This window comes from Streptomyces sp. NPDC007088 (assembly GCF_042869355.1).
Classification (GTDB): domain Bacteria; phylum Actinomycetota; class Actinomycetes; order Streptomycetales; family Streptomycetaceae; genus Streptomyces.
The window spans coordinates 26,922-51,937 of sequence record NZ_JBIAFO010000029.1 but is presented as its reverse complement, the minus strand read 5'-3'; the positions used below and the strand labels follow the sequence as shown (position 1 = coordinate 51,937).

Sequence of the window (25,016 nt, the reverse complement as noted above, 5' to 3'; positions counted from 1 at the left end):
CATGTCCCGGGACAGTGCCGCTTCGGCGACCGGCCGGACACCGGCGGGGCCGCCCGAGCGGACCGTCCGGGGCAGGGGTACGCGGCTGGGCCGCCTCGTGGACGGGGGCCGGGTTCTGGGTGGCGGGGTGAACGGCAGCCCGTTCCTGCGCCTGTTCACGCGCTGGGTGCGGCGTCCGCTGCTGCCCGCGGTGCGGTTGTGGCGCCGCAACCTCCAGCTCAAGATCGTGGTGACGACGCTCCTGATGTCGATGGGCGTCGTGCTGCTGCTCGGCTTCGTCGTCGTCGGCCAGGTGCGCAACGGGCTGCTCGACGCGAAGGAGAAGGCCGCCCAGAGCCAGGCCAGGGGCGGGTTCCTCGTCGCCCAGGAGCAGGCCAACGCGGCCGGAGCGCTGGGCGGCGCCGACGACGGTTCCGGCGGCGAGGCCGCGCCCGACGACGGCGCCCCGCAGAACGTCATCCAGTGGTTGTCGAAGCTCACCACCCAGCTGTCCAGTGGGGGCCAGGGCTCCTTCGACGTCGTCACCCTCGGCGCGAGGTACACCGGTGACTCGACCAGCAGCCGGGGGCCGCGGGTCTCGGGCGGGGTGCAGCCGTTCGAGAGCGTCCCCGCCGCGCTGCGCGACGAGGTGACGCGCAGCAGCGGCGCGCTGCGCAGCTACACCCGCGTCGTCTACATCAACGGGGAGCAGCCGAAGCCCGCCCTCGTGATCGGCCGGGAGCTGAACGACCCGACCGGGACGCCCTACCAGCTGTACTACCTGTTCTCCCTGGAGCAGGAGGAGAAGACGCTCAGCCTGGTCAAGACGACCCTCGCGACGGCCGGGATGTTCGTCGTCGTGCTGCTCGGCGCCATCGCCTGGCTCGTGGTGCGGCAGGTCGTGACCCCGGTGCGGATGGCGGCGTCCATCGCGGAGCGGCTGTCCGCGGGGCAACTCCAGGAGCGCATGAAGGTCACGGGCGAGGACGACATCGCGCGCCTGGGCGAGGCGTTCAACAAGATGGCGCAGAACCTCCAGCTCAAGATCCGGCAACTGGAGGAGTTGTCGCGGTTGCAGCGGCGCTTCGTGTCGGACGTGTCCCACGAGCTGCGTACGCCGCTGACGACCGTGCGGATGGCGGCCGACGTCATCCACGAGGCGCGGTCCGACTTCGACGCCGTCACGGCCCGGTCCGCGGAGCTGCTCGCCGATCAGCTGGACCGCTTCGAGTCGCTGCTCGCCGACCTGCTGGAGATCAGCCGTTTCGACGCGGGGGCCGCCGCGCTGGAGGCCGAGGCGATCGACCTGCGGGAGGTGGTGCGCCGGGCCGTGAGCGGGGCGGAGCCGCTCGCCGCGCACAAGGGCAGCCGCATCCTGGTCACGGGCGACCAGCAGCCGGTGATAGCGGAGGCGGACGCCCGCCGGGTCGAGCGGGTGCTGCGCAACCTCGTGGTCAACGCGGTCGAGCACGGGGAGGGCCGCGACGTCGTGGTGCGGCTGGCCGCCGCCGGCGGTGCGGTCGCCGTCGCCGTACGCGACTACGGGGTCGGGCTGAAGCCCGGCGAGGCGACGCGGGTGTTCAGCCGGTTCTGGCGCGCCGACCCGGCGCGGGCCAGGACGACCGGCGGTACGGGCCTGGGCCTGTCCATCGCGCTGGAGGACGCGCGGCTGCACGGCGGCTGGCTCCAGGCGTGGGGCGAGCCGGGCGGCGGTTCGCAGTTCCGGCTGACCCTGCCGAGGACCGCGGACGAACCGCTGCGCGGATCGCCGATACCGCTGGAGCCGGAGGACTCCCGGGCCCGGCGGGCCGAACAGGAGGCGGCGCGCGAGGCGCGGTCCCGTACGGCCGCTCCCGCGCGCGAGCCGGCCGCCGAGCCGCGGTCGCCCGGCGAGGAGCGGGCCGTGTCGGTACCCGCGCGCGGACCCGTGACGCTGCGCGGCACCGCGCAGCCCTCGGCGGACCCGACGGCGCTGCCCGGCAGCGGGGCCCGGGTCGTGACCCGGGGCACCACCGAGCGGGGCACCGCGCCCCGCAACGGCAACGGCAACGGCAACGGCAACGGCAGCGGCGAGGGCGTGGCCGGGCGCCCGGCCGCGCGACAGGCGGGGCACGCGCCGGGCACGGCGGCCGGAGTGGACGAGGGCGGCGACGAGGACGTGCGGGACGCGGCGGAGGACAAGGCCCACGAGGGCGGGCGGGGGACGGGGCGGCATGAGGGCTGAACGGCGCTGGTACACGGGCGCGGCACTGGCCGCGGCGGCCCTGCTGGTCAGCGGCTGTGCCTCGATGCCGGACAGCGGCGACGTCCAGCCCGTCGACTCCTCACCGCGCACCGACCCACGGGTACGGGTGTTCGCGCTCGCCCCGCGTGAGGGCGCGGAGCCGGTCGAGGTCGTCGAGGGCTTCCTGGAGGCGCTCACGAGCGAGGACCCCGACTACGCGGTCGCCCGCAAGTACCTGACCGAGGACGCCTCGCGCAAGTGGCGCCCCGAGGAGTCGACGACCGTGCTCACGGACGGGGCGGGTATCCACTCCGACGAGGAGGGGATGTCCGGCAAGGGCCGTGAGGAGTACACCTTCACGCTCACCGGCCGGGAGGTCGCCCGGGTCGACAGCCGGCTCGCGTACCGGCCGCACGAGCAGCCCTACGAGAAGGTCATCCATCTCGTCCGGGGCACGAAGGGCGACAAGGGCGAGCGGGAGTGGCGGATCGACCGGCCGCCGGCCGGGGTGGTGCTCGGCCGGCTCGACTTCCAGCGCCTCTACTGGCCCGTCAACAAGTACTACTTCGGCGCGCGCTCGGTGAACGGGCGGCAGGCCCAGCAGCGGCTGGTCGCCGACCCGATCTACGTGCGCTCCTGGGAGGACCCGGTCACGGTCACCGTCCAGGAGCTGCTGAAGGGCCCCACGGGCTGGCTGAGCGGGGTGGCCGACTCGCCGTTCCCGGAGGGCACGCGGCTGCGCAAGGGCACGAGGACCCTCGTGCCGGACGACCAGAACCTGCTGGTCGTGCCGCTCAACAAGACCTCGAAGGACGTCCACCTCGGGCAGTGCCGGCAGATGGCCGCGCAGCTCATCTACTCCCTGAAGGACCTGACGTCGACGAGCGTGGATCAGGTCGAGCTGCGCGGGGAGAACGACACGCAGCTGTGCGTCGTCGACGACGAGCAGGCCGACAATCTGGTCACCTCGCGCACGGCGGGCCACGCCGCCTACCAGTACTTCCTGGACAAGGAGCACCGGCTCGTACGGCTGTCGGCTCGCTCCGACAGCCGTACCACCGAGGTCCGGGTACCCGGGCCGCTGGGCGAGGGGGAGCAGTCGCTGCGCTCGGCCGCGGTCTCCCTCGACGAGGAGCGGGCCGCCGGTGTCTCGCTCGACGGCAAGAGGCTGTTCACGGCCGGACTCGGCGGCGAGGAGTCGCTGGAGACCACCGTGGTGCGCAGTACGGCCAAGGACGAGAAGGACCGTCTGTCCACGCCGAGCTGGGACGGGTTCGGCGACCTGTGGATCGCCGACCGGGACCCGCGCGCGCCCCGGCTGCTGTGGCTCGGCCAGGGCGCGGGCGAACCCGTGGAGGTGCCGGTCGCCGGACTCGGCGCGAAGGCGCGGATCGAGTCGGTGCGGGTCGCGGCCGACGGGGTGCGGATCGCCCTGCTGATCCGGGACGGCGGTACGACCTCGCTGCGGACCGGGCGGATCGAGCGGTCCGGTACGGCCGAGCACCCGAAGGTGTCGGTGGCCGGACTGCGGTCGGCCGCCCCGCAGATGGAGGAGGTCACCGCGATGTCCTGGGCCGGGGGCAGCCGGCTCGTCGTGGTCGGCCGCGAGTCGCGCGGGGTACAGCAGCTGCGGTACGTGCAGAGCGACGGATCGGTTCCGGCCAAGCCCTCGCTGCCCGGACTGACCGGGGTCACCGACGTCGCCTCCTCCGGCGACGCCGGGCAGCCGCTGATCGCGCACTCGGACGACGGCATCGTCCGGCTCCCGGCCGGGGGGAACTGGCAGACGGTGTTCAAGGACGGGACGGCGCCCTTCTACCCGGGGTAGCGCGGCGGTCACGCAGCCGTCGGCCGAGTTGTCCACAGGGGGTTGTCCACAGGGGTGGCCGAGGTGCCGGGGGCTTGGCACAGTGGCCGTATGCCCGGATGGTGGGAGGACTTCGCCGATCTGGTGCTGCCGGCCGAGTGCGGGGGCTGCGGGGATCCTCGTGCGCAGGTGTGCCGGCGGTGCCGGGAGGCCCTGTGCGGTGCGCCGCCGCTGCGGGTGTGGCCGGAGCGGGTGCCCGGGGGCCTGCCTCCGGTGAGCGCGGCGGCCGCGTACGGCGACGCGGTGCGGGCCCTGCTGCTCGCGCACAAGGAGCGGGGCGCCCTGGGACTGGCGCGGGTTCTCGGACCGGCCCTCGCCGCGGCGGTGCGGCACTCGGTGGCGGGCGCGATGGGTGCGACGGGTGCGGCGGGCTCCGGCCGGGGGACGGCCGCGGGCCCCTCCCGCCACCAGGGCGGGGCGCCCTGGCCGGAGGTCGTCCTGGTGCCGGTGCCCTCGGCGGGGGCGGCGGTGCGGGCCCGGGGCCACGACCCGGTGCTGCGCCTCGCCCGGACGGCGGCCGGGACGCTGCGCGCACAGGGCCTCGTGGCGCGGTCGGCGCCCGTGCTGCGCTTGCGCGGTGCCGTACGGGACCAGGCGGGGCTGGACGCCGCCGCGAGGTTCGCGAACCTCGCGGGTGCCCTGGAGGTCAGGCCCCGCTGCGGGGCGCTGCTCGGGCCCGCGTCGCGAACGGGCCGGTCCGCGGGCACCGCCCTCGTCCTGGTCGACGACCTGATGACGACCGGAGCCACGATTGCCGAGGCCGCCCGTGCATTACGCGCCGCAGATGTGGAAGGAGTCCTGACAACGGCGCAAGCCCTGGAAACAGAGACAGCACGGACCACTCGAAGTGGGACACCGGGACACGGGGAGCGGGACATGACGCGGGAGCCGGTAATGATCACCGCGGCCGTCGTCGCCGCTTCCGTGGGCCCCTTCGAAATAAACCGGGACCGACGGAAAACTTCCGCCATCGCAGGTGAAGCGGGGGGTAATTCCCCTGAATGGAGGTAATGGCCGGTAGAGGGTGCCGACACCCCTCCGAGCGAGCTATGTTCGGTGGTGAGGAAAGGTTCAAGCCATTCCTCAGCGAGATGTCGCCCCTCGATGAAGCCGAACGCGCTGCCCGGTCCCCGCGACCGGGGCGGGTGTTCGGGCATCTTTTCCCCCGCGGGGTGGAGGAGGTGGAAGTCGCCGAGTCCGGGGCTTTCGGGTAACGAGCCGGAAGCCTGGTGCAAGAGGGAGATTCTCCGCCGAGGGCGGAGTGAATCCGGGAACGGAGTTCTGCGTGGACATCGACATCGTCGTCAAGGGCCGCAAGACCGAGGTACCCGAGCGGTTCCGCAAGCACGTGGCCGAGAAGCTGAACGTGGACAAGATCCAGAAGCTCGACGGCAAGGTGATGAGTCTGGACGTCGAGGTGTCCAAGGAACACAATCCGCGTCAGGCGGACCGCTGCGACCGGGTGGAGATCACCCTGCGTTCGAAGGGTCCGGTGATCCGCGCGGAGGCCTGCGCGGCCGACCCCTACGCGGCTCTCGACCTCGCGACGGCGAAGCTCGCGGCACGTATGCGCAAGGAGCACGACAAGCGCCGCTCCCGCAGGGGCAGCGACCGGCTGACCGCGGCCGAGGTGGGCGAACGCATCCCGGACGCGGCGGAACTCAACGAGGACGGCACGTTCGTCGGTGACGACGAGCCGGACGACGGCGTGCCCACGACGAAGATCGGCTCCCTGGAGGTGCAGGGGGACGGGCCCCTCGTCGTCCGCGAGAAGAACCACGTGGCCGCACCGATGTCGCTGGACCAGGCGCTGTACGAGATGGAGTTGGTCGGACACGACTTCTATCTCTTCGTGGACGCCGAGTCCAAGGAGCCCAGCGTCGTCTACCGGCGTCACGCCTACGACTACGGCGTGATTCATCTCAGCACCGATCCGATGATCGCCTCGGCGCCTGAGCCCGCGGGGGCGGGCGGAGCGCTCGGGGGTCAGCCGGAAGACTGAAAAGCGCTCCTCGCGCGGCGGTCCGCGCGGGTGGCTCTCCTATGCCCCTGGCGTGCGCTGATGCGCCCCCAGGGGCATCAGCCTGCTGTGATGGGTACGTCGCCGCCGCGCCGGGGCATGGAATCATGGCCGGATCGGCCAACCGGTGTGCTGCCGACCCGGGTTGGCACAGTTGACATCAGGTCGCGGCCAGCAGGGGGAGAGACGATGGCGGACAGCTTCGGACCGGTGCGGGACGAGGACGTCGACGACGGCTCCGTGGACCTCCTCCCGGAGGCGGCGGCCCGGCCGCGCGAGGAGCCCATCAGGGTCCTGGTCGTCGACGACCACGCGCTGTTCCGGCGCGGGCTGGAGATCGTGCTGGCCGCCGAGGAGGACATCCAGGTCGTCGGTGAGGCCGGGGACGGCTCGGAGGCCGTCGAGAAGGCCACCGACCTGTTGCCGGACATCGTCCTCATGGACGTCAGGATGCCCAAGCGCGGCGGGATCGAGGCGTGCACCGCCATCAAGGAGGTGGCCCCCAGCGCGAAGATCATCATGCTGACGATCAGCGACGAGGAGGCCGACCTCTACGAGGCGATCAAGGCCGGGGCCACGGGCTATCTGCTCAAGGAGATCTCCACCGACGAGGTCGCCACCGCGATCCGCGCGGTGGCGGACGGGCAGTCCCAGATCAGCCCTTCGATGGCCTCGAAGCTGTTGACCGAGTTCAAGTCGATGATCCAGCGCACCGACGAACGGCGCCTGGTGCCCGCGCCCCGGCTGACCGACCGGGAGCTGGAGGTGCTGAAGCTCGTCGCCACCGGGATGAACAACCGGGACATCGCCAAGGAGCTGTTCATCAGCGAGAACACCGTGAAGAACCACGTCCGCAACATCCTGGAGAAGCTTCAGCTGCACTCCAGGATGGAGGCCGTGGTGTACGCGATGCGGGAGAAGATCCTGGAGATCCGCTGAGCCGGGGGGGCCGGGCCCCTGGGGCCGGTGATCTCGTGGCCGGGAGGCTTCCTTGATCGGGGCGGGACGTGTTCGGGACGAGCGGCCTCGGTTTCTCCTTTTCTGTTGGCCCCTCTGCTCTCTCTACTCCTTCCAGCCCTCTCCTCCCGCCAGGCTCTCTGGTCCCTCTGGTCCCTGTGGTGATTTTCGCTGTCGCGGCCGCTACCGCTGCCGGGCGGCGACGGCCCGCGTCGCTTCGGCGGCCAGGGCGGTGCGCAGCTCGGGAGGGTCTACGCGTTCGACGCGGACCTCCGTGCAGCCGACCCAGGAAGCGGCCTCGGCGAGCGCCTCGGCCGTCGGGCCGAGCGCCTTCTTCGCCGGCACGCCGCCGGGCTGGTCCCCGCCGAGGGACGCCTGCCGGGCCACCAGGGTGCGGCCCTCGCGCGCCGGGTCGACGCGGCCGACCAGCCGGCCTCCCGCCAGGACGGGCATCGCGAAGTAGCCGTACACCCGCTTGGGTTTGGGGACGTACGCCTCCAGGCGGTGCGTGAAGCCGAACACGCGCTCGGTGCGGGCGCGTTCCCAGATCAGCGAGTCGAAGGGCGAGAGCAGCGTCGTGCGGTGGCGGCCGCGCGGGACGGTCTCCAGGGCCTCCGGAGCGGCCCAGGCCGGTTTGGCCCAGCCCTCCACGGTGACCGGGACCAGACCGCAGTCGTCGATCACCGCGTCGAACTGCTCGGCCCGCAGCCGGTGGTAGTCGGCGAGGTCGGAGCGGGTGCCGACGCCGAGGGCGGTGGCGGCCTGGCGGATCAGGCGGCGGGTGCACTCCAGGTCGTCGAGGTCGTCGTGGAACAGCTCCTTCGGGACGGCGCGTTCTGCGAGGTCGTAGACGCGCCGCCAGCCGGTGCGGCGGGTGCAGACCACCTCGCCGTACATCAGGGCGCGCTCGACCGCGATCTTGGCGTCCGACCAGTCCCACCACGGGCCGCCGTTCTTCGCGCCGCCGAGTTCGGTGGCCGTCTGCGGTCCCTCGGCGCGGAGTTGGGCGATGACCGCCTCGTAGGCGGCGGGGCTCAGCTCGTGGTTCCACTGCGGGCGGGAGCGGTAGGCGCGGCGGCGGAACGCGAAGTGCGGCCACTCCTCGACCGGGAGGATGCAGGCCGCGTGCGACCAGTACTCGAAGGAGTGGGCCGGGGCCGGGGGCGTGGCCCAGTACGCCTCTTCGATCGCGGGACGGCTGATCGCGCCCAGGCGCGCGTACGGGACGAGTTCGTGCGAACGCGCGAGGACGGAGATGGTGTCGAGCTGCACCGCGCCGAGGTGCCGCAACACGCCGCGGGTCGCCGCGCGGCGGTCGGGGGCGCCGAGCAGGCCCTGGGCCCGGAGCGCGATTCTGCGGGCCTCGGGGGCCGAGAGAGGGGTGGCGGTGGTCATGAGGTGCAGCCTATGGCTCTGCTCGGACAGTGTGGGGGTGTCCTCAAGCGCCGGACGGGCTGGAGGTGGCTCGGGTCGGGGTCGGGGTCGGGGGCGGGGCTGGGGTGGGGATCGGGTGTGGGCGCGGGCTGTGTGGGGGTGGCCTTGCGGCCGGCAGGATGTCCTCAAGCGCCGGACGGGCTGGGGGTGGCTCGGGTCGGATGTGCCTTTCGGGACGTGGCACGGGCTGGAGGCGGCTCGGGCCGGGTGTGCGTGTCGGGACGTGGCACGGGACGGAGCGAGGCGGACCGAAGTGTGGGCGCGTCGGCGTGTGCTTCACGTAGGGATGTGTTCGGGGGGGGGGGGGGGGGGGGTAGTGGGGCTCGCCGGGGTGTGGCCCGGGTCCGGGTGTGGCCCGGGTCCGGATGTACTCGTGTCGGGGTGTGGCCCAGGTCTGGATGTACTCGCTTCCGGATGTACTCGTGTTGGGATGCGGCCCGCGTCCGGATGTACCCGTGTCGGGGTGTGGCCCGGGGCCGGATGTACTCGCGTCCGGATGTACTCGCGTCCGGATGGGGCCCCGGGCCGGGCCTCCCCTCGTCAGGGCGGCTCGGCCCGGTACTTCGCGGGGTCACGAGTGCGGGGGGTGGTGGGGGTGTTGGGGGCGGGGGACCGGGTCGGTGGGGAGGAGGGAGGCGAGCCAGGTGTCTCTTCTCGTGGAGTGGTGGAGCAGGGCCGAGCGCAGGGTGCCCTCGTGGGTGAAGCCCGTGTGCTCGGCCACCGTTCGGGAGGCCGTGTTGCCCACCTCGGCGCGCCATTCCAGGCGGGCCACTCCGGCGTGCTCGAAGGACCAGCGGGACACCGCGCGCACCGACTCGGTGACGTATCCGCGGCCCCGGTACCCGGCGACGGCCCAGTAGCCGATCTCGGCGCAGCCCTGGCCGCGCGGGGTGAGCGAGACCATCGCGACCAGCGGGGAGCCCGGCGCCGCGCGCAGGACGGCCGCGAAGGTGTACATCGACGCCTCGCGCCAGCCCGCCGGGGCCGTCCTCGACGTGAACTCCACGGCGTGCTCCCACGTGTACGGAGCGGGTACGGCCGTCCAGCGCTGGATCTCGCGGTCCTGGCAGGCGGCCCGTACCTCCTCGGCGTCCCCCGGGACCGGGGGACGCAGCAGGAGACGTTCGGTGGTGAGGGCTACCGGTTCCATCAGAGTGCGCGCCTTCCGCTCGGGAGATGTTCGGGAGATGTTCGGGAGATGTCCTGTCGGGAAATGTCCTGTTTCCGGCGACCGCGCCCGCGAATCACCGACGGGGTACGGCACCTTCTGCCCTCCGCGTCCGTTGACGTGGTGGCAGACCTCCCGGCGCGGGCGGGTCCTCGCATACGATGGCCGTTGCCCGAAGACTCAAACCGTGCCAGGCCCGACCGGCAAGGAGACCAACCCCCGTGTCCGTCCTCTCAAAGATCATGCGTGCAGGCGAAGGCAAGATCCTGCGCAAGCTGCACCGCATCGCGGACCAGGTCAACTCCATCGAAGAGGATTTCCTGAACCTCTCCGACGCCGAGCTGCGCGCCCTCACCGAGGAGTACAAGGAGCGGATCGCCGGCGGCGAGAGCCTCGACGACCTGCTGCCCGAAGCCTTCGCCACCGTGCGCGAGGCTGCCAAGCGGGTGCTCGGCCAGCGCCATTACGACGTGCAGCTCATGGGGGGCGCGGCCCTCCACCTCGGCTACGTGGCCGAGATGAAGACCGGTGAGGGCAAGACCCTCGTCGGCACGCTGCCCGCGTACCTCAACGCGCTCTCCGGCAAGGGAGTGCACCTGATCACGGTCAACGACTACCTCGCCGAACGTGACTCCGAGCTGATGGGCCGGGTGCACAAGTTCCTCGGCCTCAGCGTCGGCTGCATCATCGCGAACATGACTCCGGCCCAGCGCCGCGAGCAGTACGCCTGCGACATCACGTACGGCACGAACAACGAGTTCGGATTCGACTACCTGCGCGACAACATGGCGTGGTCGAAGGAAGAGCTGGTGCAGCGCGGCCACAACTTCGCGATCGTCGACGAGGTCGACTCGATCCTGGTGGACGAGGCCCGTACGCCGCTCATCATCTCCGGACCGGCCGACCAGGCCACCAAGTGGTACAGCGACTTCGCGCGGCTCGTGAAGCGGCTGGAGCGCGGCGAGGCCGGCAACCAGCTCAAGGGCATCGAGGAGACCGGCGACTACGAGGTCGACGAGAAGAAGCGGACGGTGGCGATCCACGAGTCCGGCGTCGCCAAGGTCGAGGACTGGCTCGGCATCGACAACCTCTACGAGTCGGTGAACACCCCGCTCGTCGGTTACCTGAACAACGCCATCAAGGCGAAGGAACTGTTCAAGAACGACAAGGACTACGTCGTCATCGACGGCGAGGTCATGATCGTCGACGAGCACACCGGCCGTATCCTCGCGGGCCGCCGCTACAACGAGGGCATGCACCAGGCGATCGAGGCGAAGGAAGGGGTGGACATCAAGGACGAGAACCAGACCCTCGCCACGATCACCCTGCAGAACTTCTTCCGCCTCTACGAGAAGCTCTCCGGCATGACCGGTACGGCGATGACCGAGGCCGCCGAGTTCCACCAGATCTACAAGCTCGGCGTCGTCCCGATCCCGACCAACCGGCCGATGGTCCGCGCCGACCAGTCCGACCTGATCTACCGCACCGAGGTCGCCAAGTTCGACGCGGTCGTCGACGACATCGCGGAGAAGCACGAGAAGGGCCAGCCGATCCTGGTCGGCACGACCTCGGTCGAGAAGTCCGAGTACCTCTCGCAGCAGCTCTCCAAGCGCGGTATCCAGCACGAGGTGCTCAACGCCAAGCAGCACGACCGCGAGGCGCCGATCATCGCGCAGGCCGGCCGCAAGGGCGCCGTCACCGTGGCCACCAACATGGCCGGCCGCGGTACCGACATCAAGCTCGGCGGCAACCCCGACGACCTCGCCGAGGCCGAGCTGCGTCAGCGCGGTCTCGACCCGGTCGAGCACGTCGAGGAGTGGGCCGCCGCCCTGCCGGCCGCGCTGGAGAAGGCCGAGCACGCCGTCAAGGCGGAGTTCGAGGAGGTCAAGGCGCTCGGCGGGCTCTACGTCCTGGGCACCGAGCGGCACGAGTCGCGGCGTATCGACAACCAGCTGCGCGGCCGTTCCGGACGTCAGGGCGACCCGGGCGAGTCCCGGTTCTACCTCTCGCTCGGCGACGACCTGATGCGGCTGTTCAAGGCGCAGATGGTCGAGCGCGTCATGGCCATGGCCAACGTCCCCGACGACGTGCCGATCGAGAACAAGATGGTCACCCGCGCCATCGCCTCCGCGCAGTCCCAGGTGGAGACGCAGAACTTCGAGACGCGCAAGAACGTCCTGAAGTACGACGAGGTCCTCAACCGCCAGCGCGAGGTCATCTACGGTGAGCGCCGCCGCGTCCTGGAGGGCGAGGACCTCCAGGACCAGATCGTGCACTTCATGGACGACACGATCGACGCGTACGTCGCCGCCGAGACGGCCGAGGGCTTCGCCGAGGAGTGGGACCTGGACCGTCTGTGGGGCGCCTTCCGGCAGCTCTACCCGGTGAAGGTCACGGTCGAGGAGCTGGAGGAGGAGGCGGGCGACCGGGCCGGTCTGACCGCCGAGTTCATCAGCGAGGCCGTCAAGGAGGACATCCACGAGCAGTTCGCGGCCCGCGAGGAGCAGCTCGGCTCGGAGATCATGCGGGAGCTGGAGCGCCGGGTCGTCCTGTCCGTGCTGGACCGCAAGTGGCGCGAGCACCTCTACGAGATGGACTACCTCCAGGAGGGCATCGGCCTGCGGGCCATGGCGCAGAAGGACCCGCTGGTCGAGTACCAGCGCGAGGGCTTCGACATGTTCAACGCCATGATGGACGGCATCAAGGAGGAGTCCGTCGGCTACCTGTTCAACCTGGAGGTCCAGGTCGAGCAGCAGGTCGAGGAGGTCGAGGTGCAGGACTCCGCGCTCTCCCTGGACAAGACGCAGGACACCGTCCCGGCCGGCGGGGTGCGTCCCGAGATCCGCGCGAAGGGCCTCGACAGCCCGCAGCGACCGGACCGGCTGCACTTCTCGGCGCCCACCGTCGACGGTGAGGGCGGGGTCGTCGAGGGCGAGTTCTCGCAGGACGCGCCCTCCGACGCGGTGGCCTCCGGTGACGGCCTGACGCGTGCCGAGCGGCGCAAGGCGCAGAAGGGCGGCCGGCGGCGCAAGAAGTAGCCGGCCCGTCCGTCGCCGGACCGCCCCCGGCGGTTCCTGGCGCGGTGCTCGTCCCGAGGCCCGTCGCCCCTGTTCTGGGGTGGCGGGCCTCGCGCGTGGTGGTAGCGGGTGGCGGTGGGCCCGCCGGTGGCCGGAGGTCCGGTGAGTGCCGGGGGGCCTCTCGTCTACTGCCTCTGCCCGGGAGTGGCCGTCGTCCGTGCTCAGGGGCGGTGCGGTCCGTGTGCCGCCGCGAGCTCCAGGGCGGTGCAGCGCCAGCGGTGGTCCTCGCCTTGTTCGAGGCGGAAGGCCAGCGCGTGCACCCGGGGGCCGATCTCCACGCTCGCGCACGCCTCGACCACGCCCCGGCGCAGGGGGACGCCGCGACAGCCGCGCAGGACCGGGTGGGCGGTGCGGTAGGCGGCGACCGGGGCGAGGGTCACCGCGCGCTCGTACGCCTCGCCGACGGCGTGCCCGATCAGGTGGTGCACGGGGCGCAGTCCGCACAGCACGGACAGCAGGCGTTCGGCGAAGAGCTCGTGCGGAGTGGGGCGGGGGCGCGGGGCGCGGGGGCGCGGACGAGCGCCGGGAGCCCTCGCGTCCGTACGGGTGGGGGGTCTGCGGGTCGTGGCCGGCCTGTGCCTGTTCATGGGGTCCCCGGTCTCTGCCTGCGGTGGTCTCTGCTTGCGGTGGTCTCTGCTTGCGGTGGTCTCCGCCCGCGGTGGTCACTGTCCGCGCGGTCCTCGCCCGGTCGGTCACCGCCGGTGTCCGACTTCGGTGACGCCGCGTGTCTCTACCCGTCGGTAACCGCCGTGTTCCGGACTTCTACGGGAGTCCGGCAGGGGTGGGCAAGTAACTGTGTGTGACGATTCGGGGGTCTGCCCGATTCACTTATCAGAGTGAAGGGGGCGCGACGGGCCCGCGTGCGCCGGTGGGCCGGGCCGGTGCGCGCCGCGAGGTGTTGACGGGCGGGGCGGAGGTGACAGGCGTTCGAAGGGGTACGTACGCACGTATCCTGGCGGTCTCCGACCAGAAAGCGGCCTCTCATGCGTGTCTATGTCCCCCTCACCCTCAGTGCTCTCGCGCGGGCCCACGAGGCGGGCGAACTGGCGGGCGGGCCGGTGACCGCCTACGCCGTGACGCCCGCGCTGCGTGACTGGTACGGCTCCGAGGACCAGGAGGAGCTGGAGTACGCGGCCCTCGGGCGGGCCGCCGGGGCCTCGCTGCGGCTGCTGGCCGAGGACCCGGAGGCCGTACGGCGCCGGGTCGTTCTCGCCGTGGACGTGCCGGACTCCGCGGCGCACGCCGACCCGGACCCGTCCTCGGCGGGCGAGGTGCGCGTCGAGGGGGCCGTGCGGATGGCGAAGGCGGCGGCGGTCCACGCGGACGCGGCCGACGCGGCCGAGGCGGTCGCCGCCGCGACCGAGGCGCTCACCGCGGCCGACCGGGGGGACCGCGAGGCGGCCTCCGTCGTGGACGGCGCGGAGGACCACGAACTGCTGTGGTTCGCCCGGCAGGAGATCCCCGACCTGCTGGCCTAGCCGCAGGGCGCCGGAACGCCCACGCCCCGGTCGGACTTCACGCGAAGGCCGCCCAACGCCCGTACGAGCGCCGCTCACGCCCGGTCGGCCTTCACGCGGGGCCGCCCAACGCCCGTACGAGCACCGCTCACGCCCCGGTCGGACCGCGCGCGAGGGCCGCTCGACGCCCGTACGAGCGCCGCCCAATGCCCCTACAAGTGCCCCTCACGCCCCGGTCAAGCGCCACTCAAGCCCCGCGCAAGCTTCGCTCAAGCCCTGGTCGAGCCACACGTCCACGGCCCGGCGCGGTATTTTTTTCGTATGGCTCGGAGTGACGCGCATCTGGTGTGGGACTGGAACGGGACGCTGTTCCAGGACATGGACGCGGTCCTCGCGGCGACCAACGCGGCCTTCGCCGAACTCCGGATGCCGGGGCTGCGGCCGCTGACGATCGAGCGGTACCGCGAGCTGTACCGGGTGCCGGTTCCCGAGTTCTACGAGACGCTGCTCGGCCGCGCCCCCACCGCCGCCGAGTGGGAGCGGATGGACGGCGCCTTCCAACGGCACTACGCGGAGGCCCGGCTGGGCTGCGGACTGGCCGAGGAGGCCCGTACGGTGCTCGGCGCCTGGCGCGAGGCGGGGCACGGGCAGTCGCTGCTGAGCATGTACGGGCACGAGGAACTGGTGCCGCTGGTGCGGGGGTTCGGTATCGAGGCGTACTTCCTCCGGGTGCAGGGGCGCACCGGGCCCGCCGGGGGCGGGAAGTCCGCGCATCTGGTGCGCCATCTCGCCCGGCTGCCCGAGGTCGACCCGGCGCGCACGGTGGTGATCGGGGACGCGGCGGACGACGCGGTCGCGGCGCTGGCGGCCGGGGCCCGCGCCGTGCTCTACACCGGTGGTTCGCACAGCCGCAGGAGCCTGGAGGCGGTCGGCGTCCCCGTGGCGGACACTCTGCGGGAAGCGGTGGAGCGGGCCGCCGAGCTGTAGCGGGCACCGGTTCCGCGTCGCGGTCCGGAGCGGGCCGCCGAGCGGTGCGCGCCTTCGTCCCGTCTCGCGACCGCGGGGTGCCGCCGCGCGGTGGCGCGTACCCCTCCCGCGCCGGGTCGGGTGGGTGCCCGTCGAGCGGTGGCGCGCCCTCGTTCCCCTTCACGTCCGCGGGGAGCCGTCTAGCGGTGGCGCATCGTGGTCCCGCGTCGCGTCCGCGGGGCGCCGCCGGGCGGTGGCGCACTCCTCCCGTGCTCCTTTCGCGCCCCCTTCCGGAGGCCGTCGCCACCTGCCCCTTACGTGATTTCGCCCACCTTCGGCGTGGTGCGGGCCGCCAAACCCGGGCCCCTTGTTTTGTGCGTATACGGCTCATGACGCGGCTCGCCCCCGGAGGGTTAGCCTGGTCCCGTGATCAGCGCGATATGCCGCGGGGGCGCCGACGCCCCTGCCCCGCGCCCGGCGCACGTGTCCTGTGCCCCGGGCTCCGCTGACCGACCGCGCGGGAACGGCGCGATGCCGGGATTGGCGGATATGGCCGCCCCTGGCGCAGATACCGGCATAACGTCGTCGGAGACCGGACACCCCGCGCCGCGGCGTTACGCCCCGAGCGGCACACACCCCTCGTGCCGTCTTCACTTTCCTTCAACGTCACGCAACGGCGCGCGACAGGAGCCAGAGGATCATGCAGACCAAGCTGGACGAAGCCAAGGCCGAGCTGCTCGAAAGGGCCGCCCGGGTCGCTGAGAACAGTCCGGTCGGTGGGCACCTACCGATCGGGTACGACAACGGGCCGGCCGAGGGCCGGGCGCCGGACGCCCCGGAGACCCCGGACGCCGCCCGCGTACTCGCCTACCTCCAGCGCTACTACCTGCACACCGCCCCCGAGGACATCACCGGCCGCGACCCGGCCGACCTCTTCGGCGCCGCCTTCTCCCACCTCCGGCTGGCCGCGAACCGTCCGCAGGGCACCGCCAACGTCCAGGTGCACACCCCGACCGTCGACGAGAACGGCTGGGCCTCCCCGCACTCCGTGGTCGAGGTCGTCACCGACGACATGCCCTTCCTCGTGGACTCCGTCACCAACGAGCTGTCCCGCCAGGACCGCGGCATCCACGTCGTGATCCACCCCCAGCTCACCGTCCGCCGCGACCTCACCGGCAGGCTGCTCGAAGTGCTGCCGCAGCGGCCCGGCCCCGAGGGGCGCGCGCACGACGTCCTGACCGAGTCGTGGATTCACGTCGAGATCGACCGCGAGACCGACCGCGAGGACCTGCGGCAGATCACCGCCGACCTGCTCCGCGTCCTGTCCGACGTGCGCGAGGCCGTCGAGGACTGGGAGAAGATGCGTGACGCCGCGCTGCGCATCGCCGACGAACTGCCCGCCGAGTTCCCCGAGGACGCCGAACTGCCCGACAGCGACGTCCAGGAGGCCAGGGAGCTGCTGCGCTGGCTGGCCGCCGACCACTTCACCTTCCTCGGCTACCGCGAGTACGACCTGATCGACGGCGACTCGCTCGCCGCCGTCCCCGGCACCGGCCTCGGCATCCTGCGCTCCGACCCGCACCACGAGAAGGACGAGGACCACCCGGTCAGCCCGTCCTTCAGCCGGCTGCCCGCCGACGCCCGCGCGAAGGCCCGCGAGCACCGGCTGCTCGTCCTGACCAAGGCCAACAGCCGCGCCACGGTGCACCGGCCCAGCTACCTCGACTACGTCGGCGTGAAGAAGTTCAACGAGAAGGGCGAGGTCGTCGGCGAGCGCCGCTTCCTCGGGCTGTTCTCCTCCGCCGCGTACACCGAGTCGGTACGCCGGGTGCCCGTCGTGCGCCGCAAGGTCGACGAGGTGCTGCGCGGCGCCGGGTTCACGCCCAACAGCCACGACGGCCGCGACCTGCTCCAGATCCTGGAGACCTACCCGCGCGACGAGCTGTTCCAGACCCCGCCCGACGAACTGCGGTCCATCGTGACCTCGGTGCTCTACCTCCAGGAACGCCGCCGGCTGCGGCTGTACCTGCGCAAGGACGCGTACGGGCGCTACTACTCGGCCCTCGTCTACCTGCCGCGCGACCGGTACACGACCGATGTGCGCCTCAGGATCATCGACATCCTCAAGGAGGAGCTGAACGGCGAGAACGTCGACTTCACCGCCTGGAACACCGAATCGGTCCTCTCCCGGCTGCACTTCGTCGTCCGCGTCGCGCCCGGCACCGAACTGCCCGCCCTCACCGACGCCGACGCCGACCGCGTCGAGCGCCGTCTCGCCGAGGCCACCCGCTCGTGGTCCGACGGCTTCGCCGAGGCCCTGCACGAGGAGTTCGGCGAGGAACGCGCCGCCGCGCTGCTGCGCCGCTACGGGAAGTCCTTCCCCGAGGGCTACAAGGCCGACCACGCGCCGCGCTCCGCCGTCGCCGACCTCGCCCACCTGGAGCAGCTGCACGCCGAGCGCTCCGGGGTGCGGGACTCCGCGCTGAGCCTGTACGAGCCGGTGGGCGCCGCCCCCGGCACGAAGCGCTTCAAGATCTACCGGGCGGGCGCCGAGATCTCGCTGTCCTCGGTGCTGCCGGTGCTCACCCGCCTCGGCGTCGAGGTCGTCGACGAACGCCCCTACCGGCTGCGCTGCGCCGACGGCGCCACCGCCTGGATCTACGACTTCGGGCTGCGCATGCCCGAGGGCAGCGGCGAGCACCTCGGTGACGACGCCCGCGAACGCTTCCAGCAGGCGTTCGGCGCCGCGTGGAGCGGCAGGGCGGAGAACGACGGCTTCAACGCGCTCGTCCTGGGCGCCGGGCTCACCTGGCGCCAGGCCATGGTGCTGCGCGCCTACGCCAAGTACCTGCGGCAGGCCGGGGCCACCTTCAGCCAGGACTACATGGAGGACACCCTCCGCAACAACATCCACACGACGCGGCTGCTCGTCTCGCTGTTCGAGGCGCGCATGTCCCCGGAGCGGCAGAACGCCGGGACCGAACTCATCGACGGGCTGCTGGAGGAGCTGGACGGGGCCCTGGACTCCGTCGCCTCCCTCGACGAGGACCGCATCCTGCGGTCCTTCCTCACCGTCATCAAGGCCACGCTGCGCACCAACTACTTCCAGCGCGCCGACGACGGCGAACCGCACTCCTACGTGTCGATGAAGTTCGACCCGCAGGCCATCCCCGACCTGCCCGCGCCCCGGCCCGCCTTCGAGATCTGGGTGTACTCCCCGCGCGTCGAGGGCGTCCACCTGCGCTTCGGCAAGGTCGCGCGCGGCGGTCTGCGCTGGTCCGACCGGCGCGAGGACTTCCGTACCGAGATCCTCGGCCTGGTCAAGGCGCAGATGGTCAAGAACACCGTGATCGTGCCGGTCGGCGCGAAGGGCGGCTTCGTCGCCAAGCAGCTGCCCGACCCGTCCGTGGACCGGGACGCGTGGATGGCCGAGGGCGTCGCCGCGTACAAGACCTTCATCTCGGCGCTGCTCGACATCACCGACAACCTCGTGAGCGGCGAGGTCGTACCGCCCGCCGGGGTCGTACGCCACGACGAGGACGACACCTACCTCGTGGTCGCCGCCGACAAGGGCACCGCGACCTTCTCCGACATCGCCAACGGGGTCGCCGAGGACTACGGCTTCTGGCTCGGCGACGCCTTCGCCTCCGGCGGTTCGGCCGGCTACGACCACAAGGGCATGGGCATCACGGCGCGCGGCGCCTGGGAGTCCGTCAAGCGGCACTTCCGCGAACTGGGCCACGACACCCAGAGCGAGGACTTCCGGGTCGTCGGCGTCGGCGACATGTCCGGCGACGTGTTCGGCAACGGCATGCTGCTGAGCGAGCACATCCGCCTGGTCGCCGCCTTCGACCACCGGCACATCTTCATCGACCCCGAGCCCGACGCCGCCACCTCCTACGCCGAGCGGCGCCGCCTGTTCGAGCTGCCCCGCTCCTCCTGGGGCGACTACGACAGGGCGCTGCTGTCCACCGGCGGCGGGATCTTCCCGCGCGGCGCCAAGTCGGTGCAGCTCAACGCGCACATCAGGAAGGCCCTCGGTATCGAGGACAAGGTCGCCAAGATGACCCCGGCCGACCTGATGCGGGCCATCCTCAAGGCCCCCGTCGACCTGCTGTGGAACGGCGGCATCGGCACCTACGTCAAGGCGGGCTCCGAGACCGACGGCGACGTCGGCGACAAGGCCAACGACGCGATCCGGGTCAACGGCGCCGACGTCCGTGCCAAGGTCATCGGCGAGGGCGGCAACCTCGGCCTCACCCAGCTCGGCCGGATCGAGTTCGCCCGCCTGGGCAACGGCGGGGGCGGCGGCAAGGTCAACACCGACGCCATCGACAACAGCGCGGGCGTGGACACCTCCGACCACGAGGTGAACATCAAGATCCTGCTCAACTCGGTGGTGCGCGAAGGGGACATGACCGTCAAGCAGCGCAACGCGCTGCTCGCGAGCATGACCGACGAGGTCGGCCGGCTCGTGCTGCGCAACAACTACGCGCAGAACGTGGCCCTCGCCAACGCCAAGGCGCAGGCGCCCTCGCTGCTCCACGCGCAGCAGCGGCTCATGCAGCGGCTCGTGGCCGAGGGCCACCTCGACCGGGCCCTGGAGTTCCTGCCGCGCGACCGGCAGATCGCGGAACTGCTGGGCTCCGGGCGCGGTCTCGCCCAGCCGGAACTGGCCGTCCTGCTCGCCTACACCAAGATCACCGCGGCGCAGGAGCTGATCTCCACCCCGCTGCCCGACGACCCGTACCTGCGCGGGCTGCTGTTCACGTACTTCCCGAAGGAGCTGCGCGAGCGCTACGCGCAGCAGATCGAGAACCACGCGCTGCACCGCGAGATCATCACGACGGTCCTGGTCAACGACACCGTCAACAGCGGTGGCAGCACCTTCCTGCACCGGCTGCGGGAGGAGACCGGGGCCTCGCTGGAGGAGATCGTCCGCGCCCAGCTCGCGGCCCGGGAGATCTTCGGGCTCAGCACCGTGTGGGACGCCGTGGAACGCCTCGACAACCGGGTGCCCGCCGAGGTCCTGACCCGGATCAGGCTGCACTGCCGCCGGCTCGTCGAACGCGGCACCCGCTGGCTGCTCAACAACCGGCCGCAGCCGCTCCAGCTCGCCGAGACCATCGAGTTCTTCCGCGCCGACGTCACCAAGGTGTGGGACCGGCTGCCGGACCTGCTGCGCGGGGCGGACGCCGAGTGGTACCGCTCGATCCACGACGAGCTGACCGGCGAGGGGGTGCCCGAGGAACTCGCCACGCGTGTCGCCGGTTTCTCCTCGGTCTTCCCCGCGCTCGACGTCGTGGCCGTGGCCCAGCGCTCCGGGCACGACCCGCTGGCCGTCGCCGAGGTGTACTACGACCTCGCCGACCGGCTCGGCATCACCCAGCTCATGGACCGCATCATCGAACTGCCGCGCAGCGACCGCTGGCAGTCCATGGCCCGCGCCTCCATCCGCGAGGACCTGTACGCGGCGCACGCCGGGCTCACCCAGGACGTCCTGGGCGCCGGTGGCACCGAGGACGGCCCCGAGCAGCGGTTCAGGGCCTGGGAGGAGAAGAACGCGCCGATCCTGACGCGCGCCCGTTCGACGCTGGAGGAGATCCAGAACTCGGACAGCTTCGATCTCGCGAACCTCTCGGTCGCGATGCGGACGATGCGCACGCTGCTGCGGGCGCACGGCTGAGCGGGCACGACGGACGGCGGGGGCCGGGGAGCGGAGCACCGCTCCCCGGCCCCCGCCGTGTTCAGCGCACCGCGCCCCCGGCGAGTCCGGCCAGGCGGCGCAGGGGCCCGCGGGACAGGGCGCGGGCCAGCGGGCGGATGCCCGCCGTGGGCCCGGCCGGCTGCCAGCGCACCTGGAGCCGGCCCGCCCCCGCCGGTTCCGGACCGACCGTGACCCGGTGCTCCGACAGCCCGCCGTACGCCCGCACCCAGGTGGTGCGCGAGGGGAAGTCGCGCGGGGCGAGCAGGGGCCCGCTGTTGCGCAGCCGGCCCTGCCGCAGTTCCAGTACGGGGTGGCGGAAGCCGTCGAAGCCCTGGAGCGGCAGCCGCGCGTGCGCCGGGTCGATCCGCACCCGCCCCTCGTACACCCCCGGCCGCACCGGGTCGAGCCGGAAGGCGACCGTGTAGCGGTGGGGGCCCGGGGCGAGGGCCAGGTGCGCGATCTGCGGGCCGATCGGCAGCCGCAGCAGCGGGTCATAGGTGCGGATCGTCAAGTCGAGCGCCGTACCGGCCAGTTGGCGCAGTCCGGTGATCTCGTGGCGGAAGGCGGCGACCGCGAAGGGACCGGCCTCCACGCCCTCCTCGGTGAGGTCGAGTTCGCGCCGCGCCTCCTCGGTCCCCGGCACGGTGTCGCCCCAGTAGACCCGGCCCGCCCCGTCCCGGACGACCGTGCGCGGGCCGACCGGCAGGCCCAGGCCGCGCGCGGCGGTGCGCGCCTCGTCGAGCCGGTGTTCGCGCACGAGCCGCGCCACGACCCGTTCGGTGCGCGGCAGTCGCGCGTACGCCTCGGGGGCGAGCGTGTCGAGATACGGCACGAGGAGACCGGCGAAGCCGGTGAGCCACGCGTCGTCGCGCAGCGGCAGGTCACCCGCGTACATCCGGAAGTCGTGCTTGAGGAACTTGTAGTCCTTCTGCGGGCGGACCGCCTCGTGCCCCGACTCGGTGAGGAAGGCGTCGATGAGCCGCTGCACGTGGACCCGGTCGCGGACGTTGTCGAGCCGGTCGCGCTGGTTGGAGATCGAGGCGGCCCAGGACGCCGCGTACGGCTCGACGTACCAGCGGTACACGGTCTGCGGGATCACCGTGAACGCCGTCGCCAGGCAGTACGCCTGCGCGGAGAACAGCTGGTCCTCGTAGTGGATGCCCTCGGGGAAGCGCAGACCGTGCCGGTCGAGGAAGGAGCGCGCGTACATCTTGCTGGTCGACAGGTGCTCGAAGAAGAGTTCCGGTTCCGCGTCGATGCCCTCGACGGTGCGCCGGCGTGCGACCAGCCCCGGCATCCACAGCGAGGAGCGGCCGGTGTCCACCCGCACCCGGCGCACCGCGCCCATCGCGAAGTCCACGGGCCGCTCCCGGTGTGCGGTGAGCAGCAACTCGACCGCCTTCGGGGGAAGTTCGTCGTCGCTGTCGAGGAACATGACGTAGGGCGCGGTGGTCGCGTCGAGCGCGGCGTTGCGTGGGGCGCTGCACCCGCCGCTGTTGCGGGGCAGCCGCAGGTACCTGATCCGCGGGTCGCGTCCGGCCAGGGCGCGGGCCACCTCGGGCGTCTCGTCCGTCGAGTGGTCGTCGCTGATCAGGATCTCGAGGGCGCGGTGACTCTGGCGGCGCGCGCTCTCCACGGCGCGCGGCAGCCTGCGGGCGTCGTTGTAGACGATGACGACGACCGCGACGTCGGGGGCGGCCGGGGCCCCGCCCTGCGTGCGGGCGCGCGGGGCGGGGCCGGGCGGGGTCACGGGGGTGGCGGTCATCGCCGCACCGCCTCCTCGGGGGTGGGGGCCGGGGTCCGCTCGTGGAGGGGCAGGACGGGGGGCAGCCGCGCCTCGGGGGTGCCGAGGAAGACGCGGCGTACGACGCGTTCGGCGGCCCGCCCGTCGTCGAACTCGCAGAAACGGCGGCGGAAGACGGTGCGCGCGGCGGCCGAGGCCGGGTCGTTCCAGGCCCCCGAGGTGAAGATCTCCGCCAGTTCGTCCTCGGTGCGCGCGAGGGGCCCCGGGGCCTCGGCGAGCAGGTCGAAGTACACGCCGCGGGTGCGCCGGTACACCTCCCAGTCGTCGGCGTACACGACGACCGGCCGGTCCAGGTTGGCGTAGTCGAACATGATCGAGGAGTAGTCCGTGATCAGCGCGTCCGAGGCGAGCGCCAGTTCCTCGACCGGGTCGTACGCCGACACGTCCAGGACCCGGCCCGCCGCCCGCAGACCGGCCAGCGGGGTCGGGGCACCGCTGTAGAAGTAGTGCCCGCGCACCAGCAACACGGTGTCCGGGCCGAGGCGTTCGGCGAACCGGGCCAGGTCCAGCCGGGGCGACCACGTGGCCTCGTAGTCGCGATGGGTGGGCGCGTAGAGCAGTGCTCTCGCCCCCGGCGGGATGCCGAGGCGGGCGCGGACCGCGCGGACGCGCTCGGCGTCGGCGGCGTAGAACACGTCGTTGCGGGGGTAGCCGTGCTCCAGCTCCGTGTAGCCCGAGGGGTAGGCCCGCTGCCACATGCGGGTCGAGTGCGCGTTCGCGGTGACGCTGTAGTCCCACTTGTCGACGCGGCGCAGCAACTGGCGGAAGTTGAGGCCCTTCGCCGCGGCCGGATAGGGGATCTGGTCCAGGCCCATGCACTTCAGCGGGGTGCCGTGGTGGGTCTGCACATGCACCTGGCCCGGCCGTTTGACGACCGCGTTGGGGAAGTTGACGTTGTTGACGAGATACGTCGCGCGGGCCATGACCTCGCTGTAGCGCGGGGTCCCGGGCACGACGTGGTCGGTGCCGGGCGGCAGCAGCGGCACCCGCGCGCCGGACACGACCCACACGGGGTGGATGTGCGGGGCCAGCCTGCGCAACTCCTCGGCGATCGCCCCGGGATTGCAGGCCACGCCCCGGTCCCAGTAGGCGCTGAACACCGCCAGACGCGGATCGAGCGGTCGCTCCAGGGCGCCCTGGTAGCGGCGGGCGCGGACCTTCCCGCCCAGCTTGCGACGCTGCCTGCGGACGCCGGCGCGCAGCCCGCGGCGCCGGTCGTTGAGCGCGGCCAGCCGCAGGTACCCCCGGTAGGCCCCCGCCTCCAGGAGCGACTGCCGTACGCCCTCCAGGCCCTCCGGCCGTTCGTGGCCGGGCGGCCGGCACGCGCGGGCGGCTCGGGAGGCGGCGCGGAAGAACTCCTCGGCGGCGTCCCCGGGCAGCGTGCGGGCGGAGATGACCCGCAGCCACTCGTGCGTCATGAGGTCGTAGAGCCGGTGGCGCAGCGCGGCGGGGCGGTGCAGCGAGGTCAGCAGCGAGTCGGCGGCGACGTACGGCTCGATCAGGCCGAAGGGACCGTCGGCGGTGGGCGGCGGGAGGGTCGCGGCCCGCTCCACCCGGTCCTCCAGCACGATCTGGTCGGCGCACGCGACGCGGCCCGCGACCAGCAGCAGCGCGTACGCCGTGTAGCGCTCGTTCCCCGCGGCCAGTACCTCGTGGTGCGCGGCCCAGAACGCGGAGCGGACGAGGCGGTTGCCGAGCAGGGGGGCCACGCCGAGCAGTTCGGGGCGCGCGTCGGGCGGGACGGGGGCGTGGCCCGCGCGGGCCAGCAGCGGGCCGTCCGGTGAGGGGGCCGCCCCGGTGTGCCAGGTCGTGCGCACGTGGTCCATCAGGACCACGTCGGCCGGACGGCTCTCCACGGCCGCGCCGCACAGCTCGGTCGCGCCGGTGGCCGCGCGCAGGGCGCCCGCGGGGAGCCGGTCCTTGCCGCGGAGGAACAACAGCCACTCGCCGCTCGCCCGCTCGGCGCCGGCCCGGCGGGCCTCGGCGTCCGGGGTGGAGTCGGGCAGCGGCAGGGACACGAACCGCGGATCGCGCGCGGCGGCCTCCCCGGCGAGCCGGCGGGCCCCCGCGTCGGTCCCCGCCACGACGACCTCGACCCCCGGCCGCCCGGACGTCACCTGCCGCTCGACGCTCTCCAGGCACTCCGCGAACCGGCCCCGGACCTCCGGCCCGTGGACGACGACAGTGAGACGAGGTGGCACGACAGCCCCTTCCGCTCGACGCCATCCCAGTGTGCGGCGGGGCGGTACGGCGGGCCGGGTGGCCGGGACCGTCCGGGTGAAGGGGGCGTGCGAAGGGGGCACGCGGCCGGGGGAGCGGGGACGGGGGAGCGGGGACGTGCGAGCGGGGGCGGACC

At 72.5% G+C, this 25,016-nt stretch carries 14 protein-coding genes; 9 read left to right on the top strand and 5 right to left on the bottom strand.

The window, feature by feature from the left end:
* The first annotated feature begins 1 nt into the window (after position 1).
* The 5 genes from mtrB to ACFYMP_RS29795 all read left to right on the top strand — a co-directional run bounded on the left by mtrB (position 2) and on the right by ACFYMP_RS29795 (position 7,029).
* A complete protein-coding gene (gene mtrB / locus ACFYMP_RS29815) occupies positions 2–2,203 on the top strand; it encodes an MtrAB system histidine kinase MtrB (RefSeq protein ID WP_388863358.1) in 2,202 nt (733 codons plus the stop codon).
* Positions 2,193–4,031 carry an LpqB family beta-propeller domain-containing protein gene (locus ACFYMP_RS29810; RefSeq protein ID WP_388863356.1) on the top strand — a complete coding sequence of 613 codons (1,839 nt, stop codon included), beginning with the start codon at positions 2,193–2,195 and terminating at the stop codon, positions 4,029–4,031. The genes mtrB and ACFYMP_RS29810 overlap by 11 nt, the downstream gene beginning before the upstream one ends.
* A 90-nt stretch (positions 4,032–4,121) precedes the next feature.
* Positions 4,122–5,081 (top strand): ComF family protein, encoded by a 960-nt coding sequence (locus tag ACFYMP_RS29805; RefSeq protein ID WP_388863354.1) that lies wholly within the window; start codon positions 4,122–4,124, stop codon positions 5,079–5,081.
* Positions 5,082–5,361: 280 nt separating this feature from the next.
* Positions 5,362–6,072, top strand: coding sequence for a ribosome hibernation-promoting factor, HPF/YfiA family (gene hpf / locus ACFYMP_RS29800; RefSeq protein ID WP_388863373.1), 711 nt, complete (start codon positions 5,362–5,364; stop codon positions 6,070–6,072).
* Positions 6,073–6,279: 207 nt separating this feature from the next.
* Positions 6,280–7,029 (top strand): response regulator, encoded by a 750-nt coding sequence (locus tag ACFYMP_RS29795; RefSeq protein ID WP_388863352.1) that lies wholly within the window; start codon positions 6,280–6,282, stop codon positions 7,027–7,029.
* A 201-nt stretch (positions 7,030–7,230) separates the two neighbouring features.
* Here ACFYMP_RS29795 and ACFYMP_RS29790 read toward each other — a convergent pair whose 3' ends face one another.
* Both ACFYMP_RS29790 and ACFYMP_RS29785 read right to left on the bottom strand, forming a co-directional pair.
* Entirely contained in the window at positions 7,231–8,442 is a 1,212-nt protein-coding gene (locus tag ACFYMP_RS29790) for a winged helix-turn-helix domain-containing protein (protein ID WP_388863350.1), read from the bottom strand.
* A gap of 610 nt (positions 8,443–9,052) precedes the next feature.
* Positions 9,053–9,631, bottom strand: a complete 579-nt coding sequence (locus tag ACFYMP_RS29785; protein ID WP_388863348.1) for a GNAT family N-acetyltransferase — start codon at positions 9,629–9,631, stop codon at positions 9,053–9,055.
* A gap of 239 nt (positions 9,632–9,870) precedes the next feature.
* Between ACFYMP_RS29785 and secA the strand changes: the two genes are divergently transcribed.
* Entirely contained in the window at positions 9,871–12,687 is a 2,817-nt protein-coding gene (gene secA / locus ACFYMP_RS29780; RefSeq protein WP_388863346.1) for a preprotein translocase subunit SecA, read from the top strand.
* A 200-nt stretch (positions 12,688–12,887) separates the two neighbouring features.
* On the opposite strand, the gene ACFYMP_RS29775 is transcribed toward secA, so the two are convergent.
* A complete protein-coding gene (locus ACFYMP_RS29775) occupies positions 12,888–13,313 on the bottom strand; it encodes an Rv3235 family protein (RefSeq protein WP_388863344.1) in 426 nt (141 codons plus the stop codon).
* 396 nt (positions 13,314–13,709) lie between these two features.
* Between ACFYMP_RS29775 and ACFYMP_RS29770 the strand changes: the two genes are divergently transcribed.
* The 3 genes from ACFYMP_RS29770 to ACFYMP_RS29760 all read left to right on the top strand — a co-directional run bounded on the left by ACFYMP_RS29770 (position 13,710) and on the right by ACFYMP_RS29760 (position 20,835).
* Complete coding sequence (locus tag ACFYMP_RS29770; protein WP_388863342.1) at positions 13,710–14,204, top strand: DUF6912 family protein; 495 nt, start codon at positions 13,710–13,712, stop codon at positions 14,202–14,204.
* Between the two features lie 300 nt (positions 14,205–14,504).
* On the top strand, positions 14,505–15,170 hold the full coding sequence (locus tag ACFYMP_RS29765) for an HAD family hydrolase (RefSeq protein ID WP_388863340.1): 666 nt from the start codon (positions 14,505–14,507) through the stop codon (positions 15,168–15,170).
* Between the two features lie 679 nt (positions 15,171–15,849).
* On the top strand, positions 15,850–20,835 hold the full coding sequence (locus tag ACFYMP_RS29760) for an NAD-glutamate dehydrogenase (RefSeq protein WP_388863338.1): 4,986 nt from the start codon (positions 15,850–15,852) through the stop codon (positions 20,833–20,835).
* Positions 20,836–20,896: 61 nt separating this feature from the next.
* On the opposite strand, the gene ACFYMP_RS29755 is transcribed toward ACFYMP_RS29760, so the two are convergent.
* Positions 20,897–22,621 carry a glycosyltransferase family 2 protein gene (locus ACFYMP_RS29755; RefSeq protein WP_388863336.1) on the bottom strand — a complete coding sequence of 575 codons (1,725 nt, stop codon included), beginning with the start codon at positions 22,619–22,621 and terminating at the stop codon, positions 20,897–20,899.
* Positions 22,618–24,861, bottom strand: coding sequence for a CDP-glycerol glycerophosphotransferase family protein (locus ACFYMP_RS29750; protein WP_388863334.1), 2,244 nt, complete (start codon positions 24,859–24,861; stop codon positions 22,618–22,620). Before ACFYMP_RS29750 ends, ACFYMP_RS29755 begins: the two co-directional genes overlap by 4 nt.
* Between the last annotated feature and the right edge of the window lie 155 nt (positions 24,862–25,016).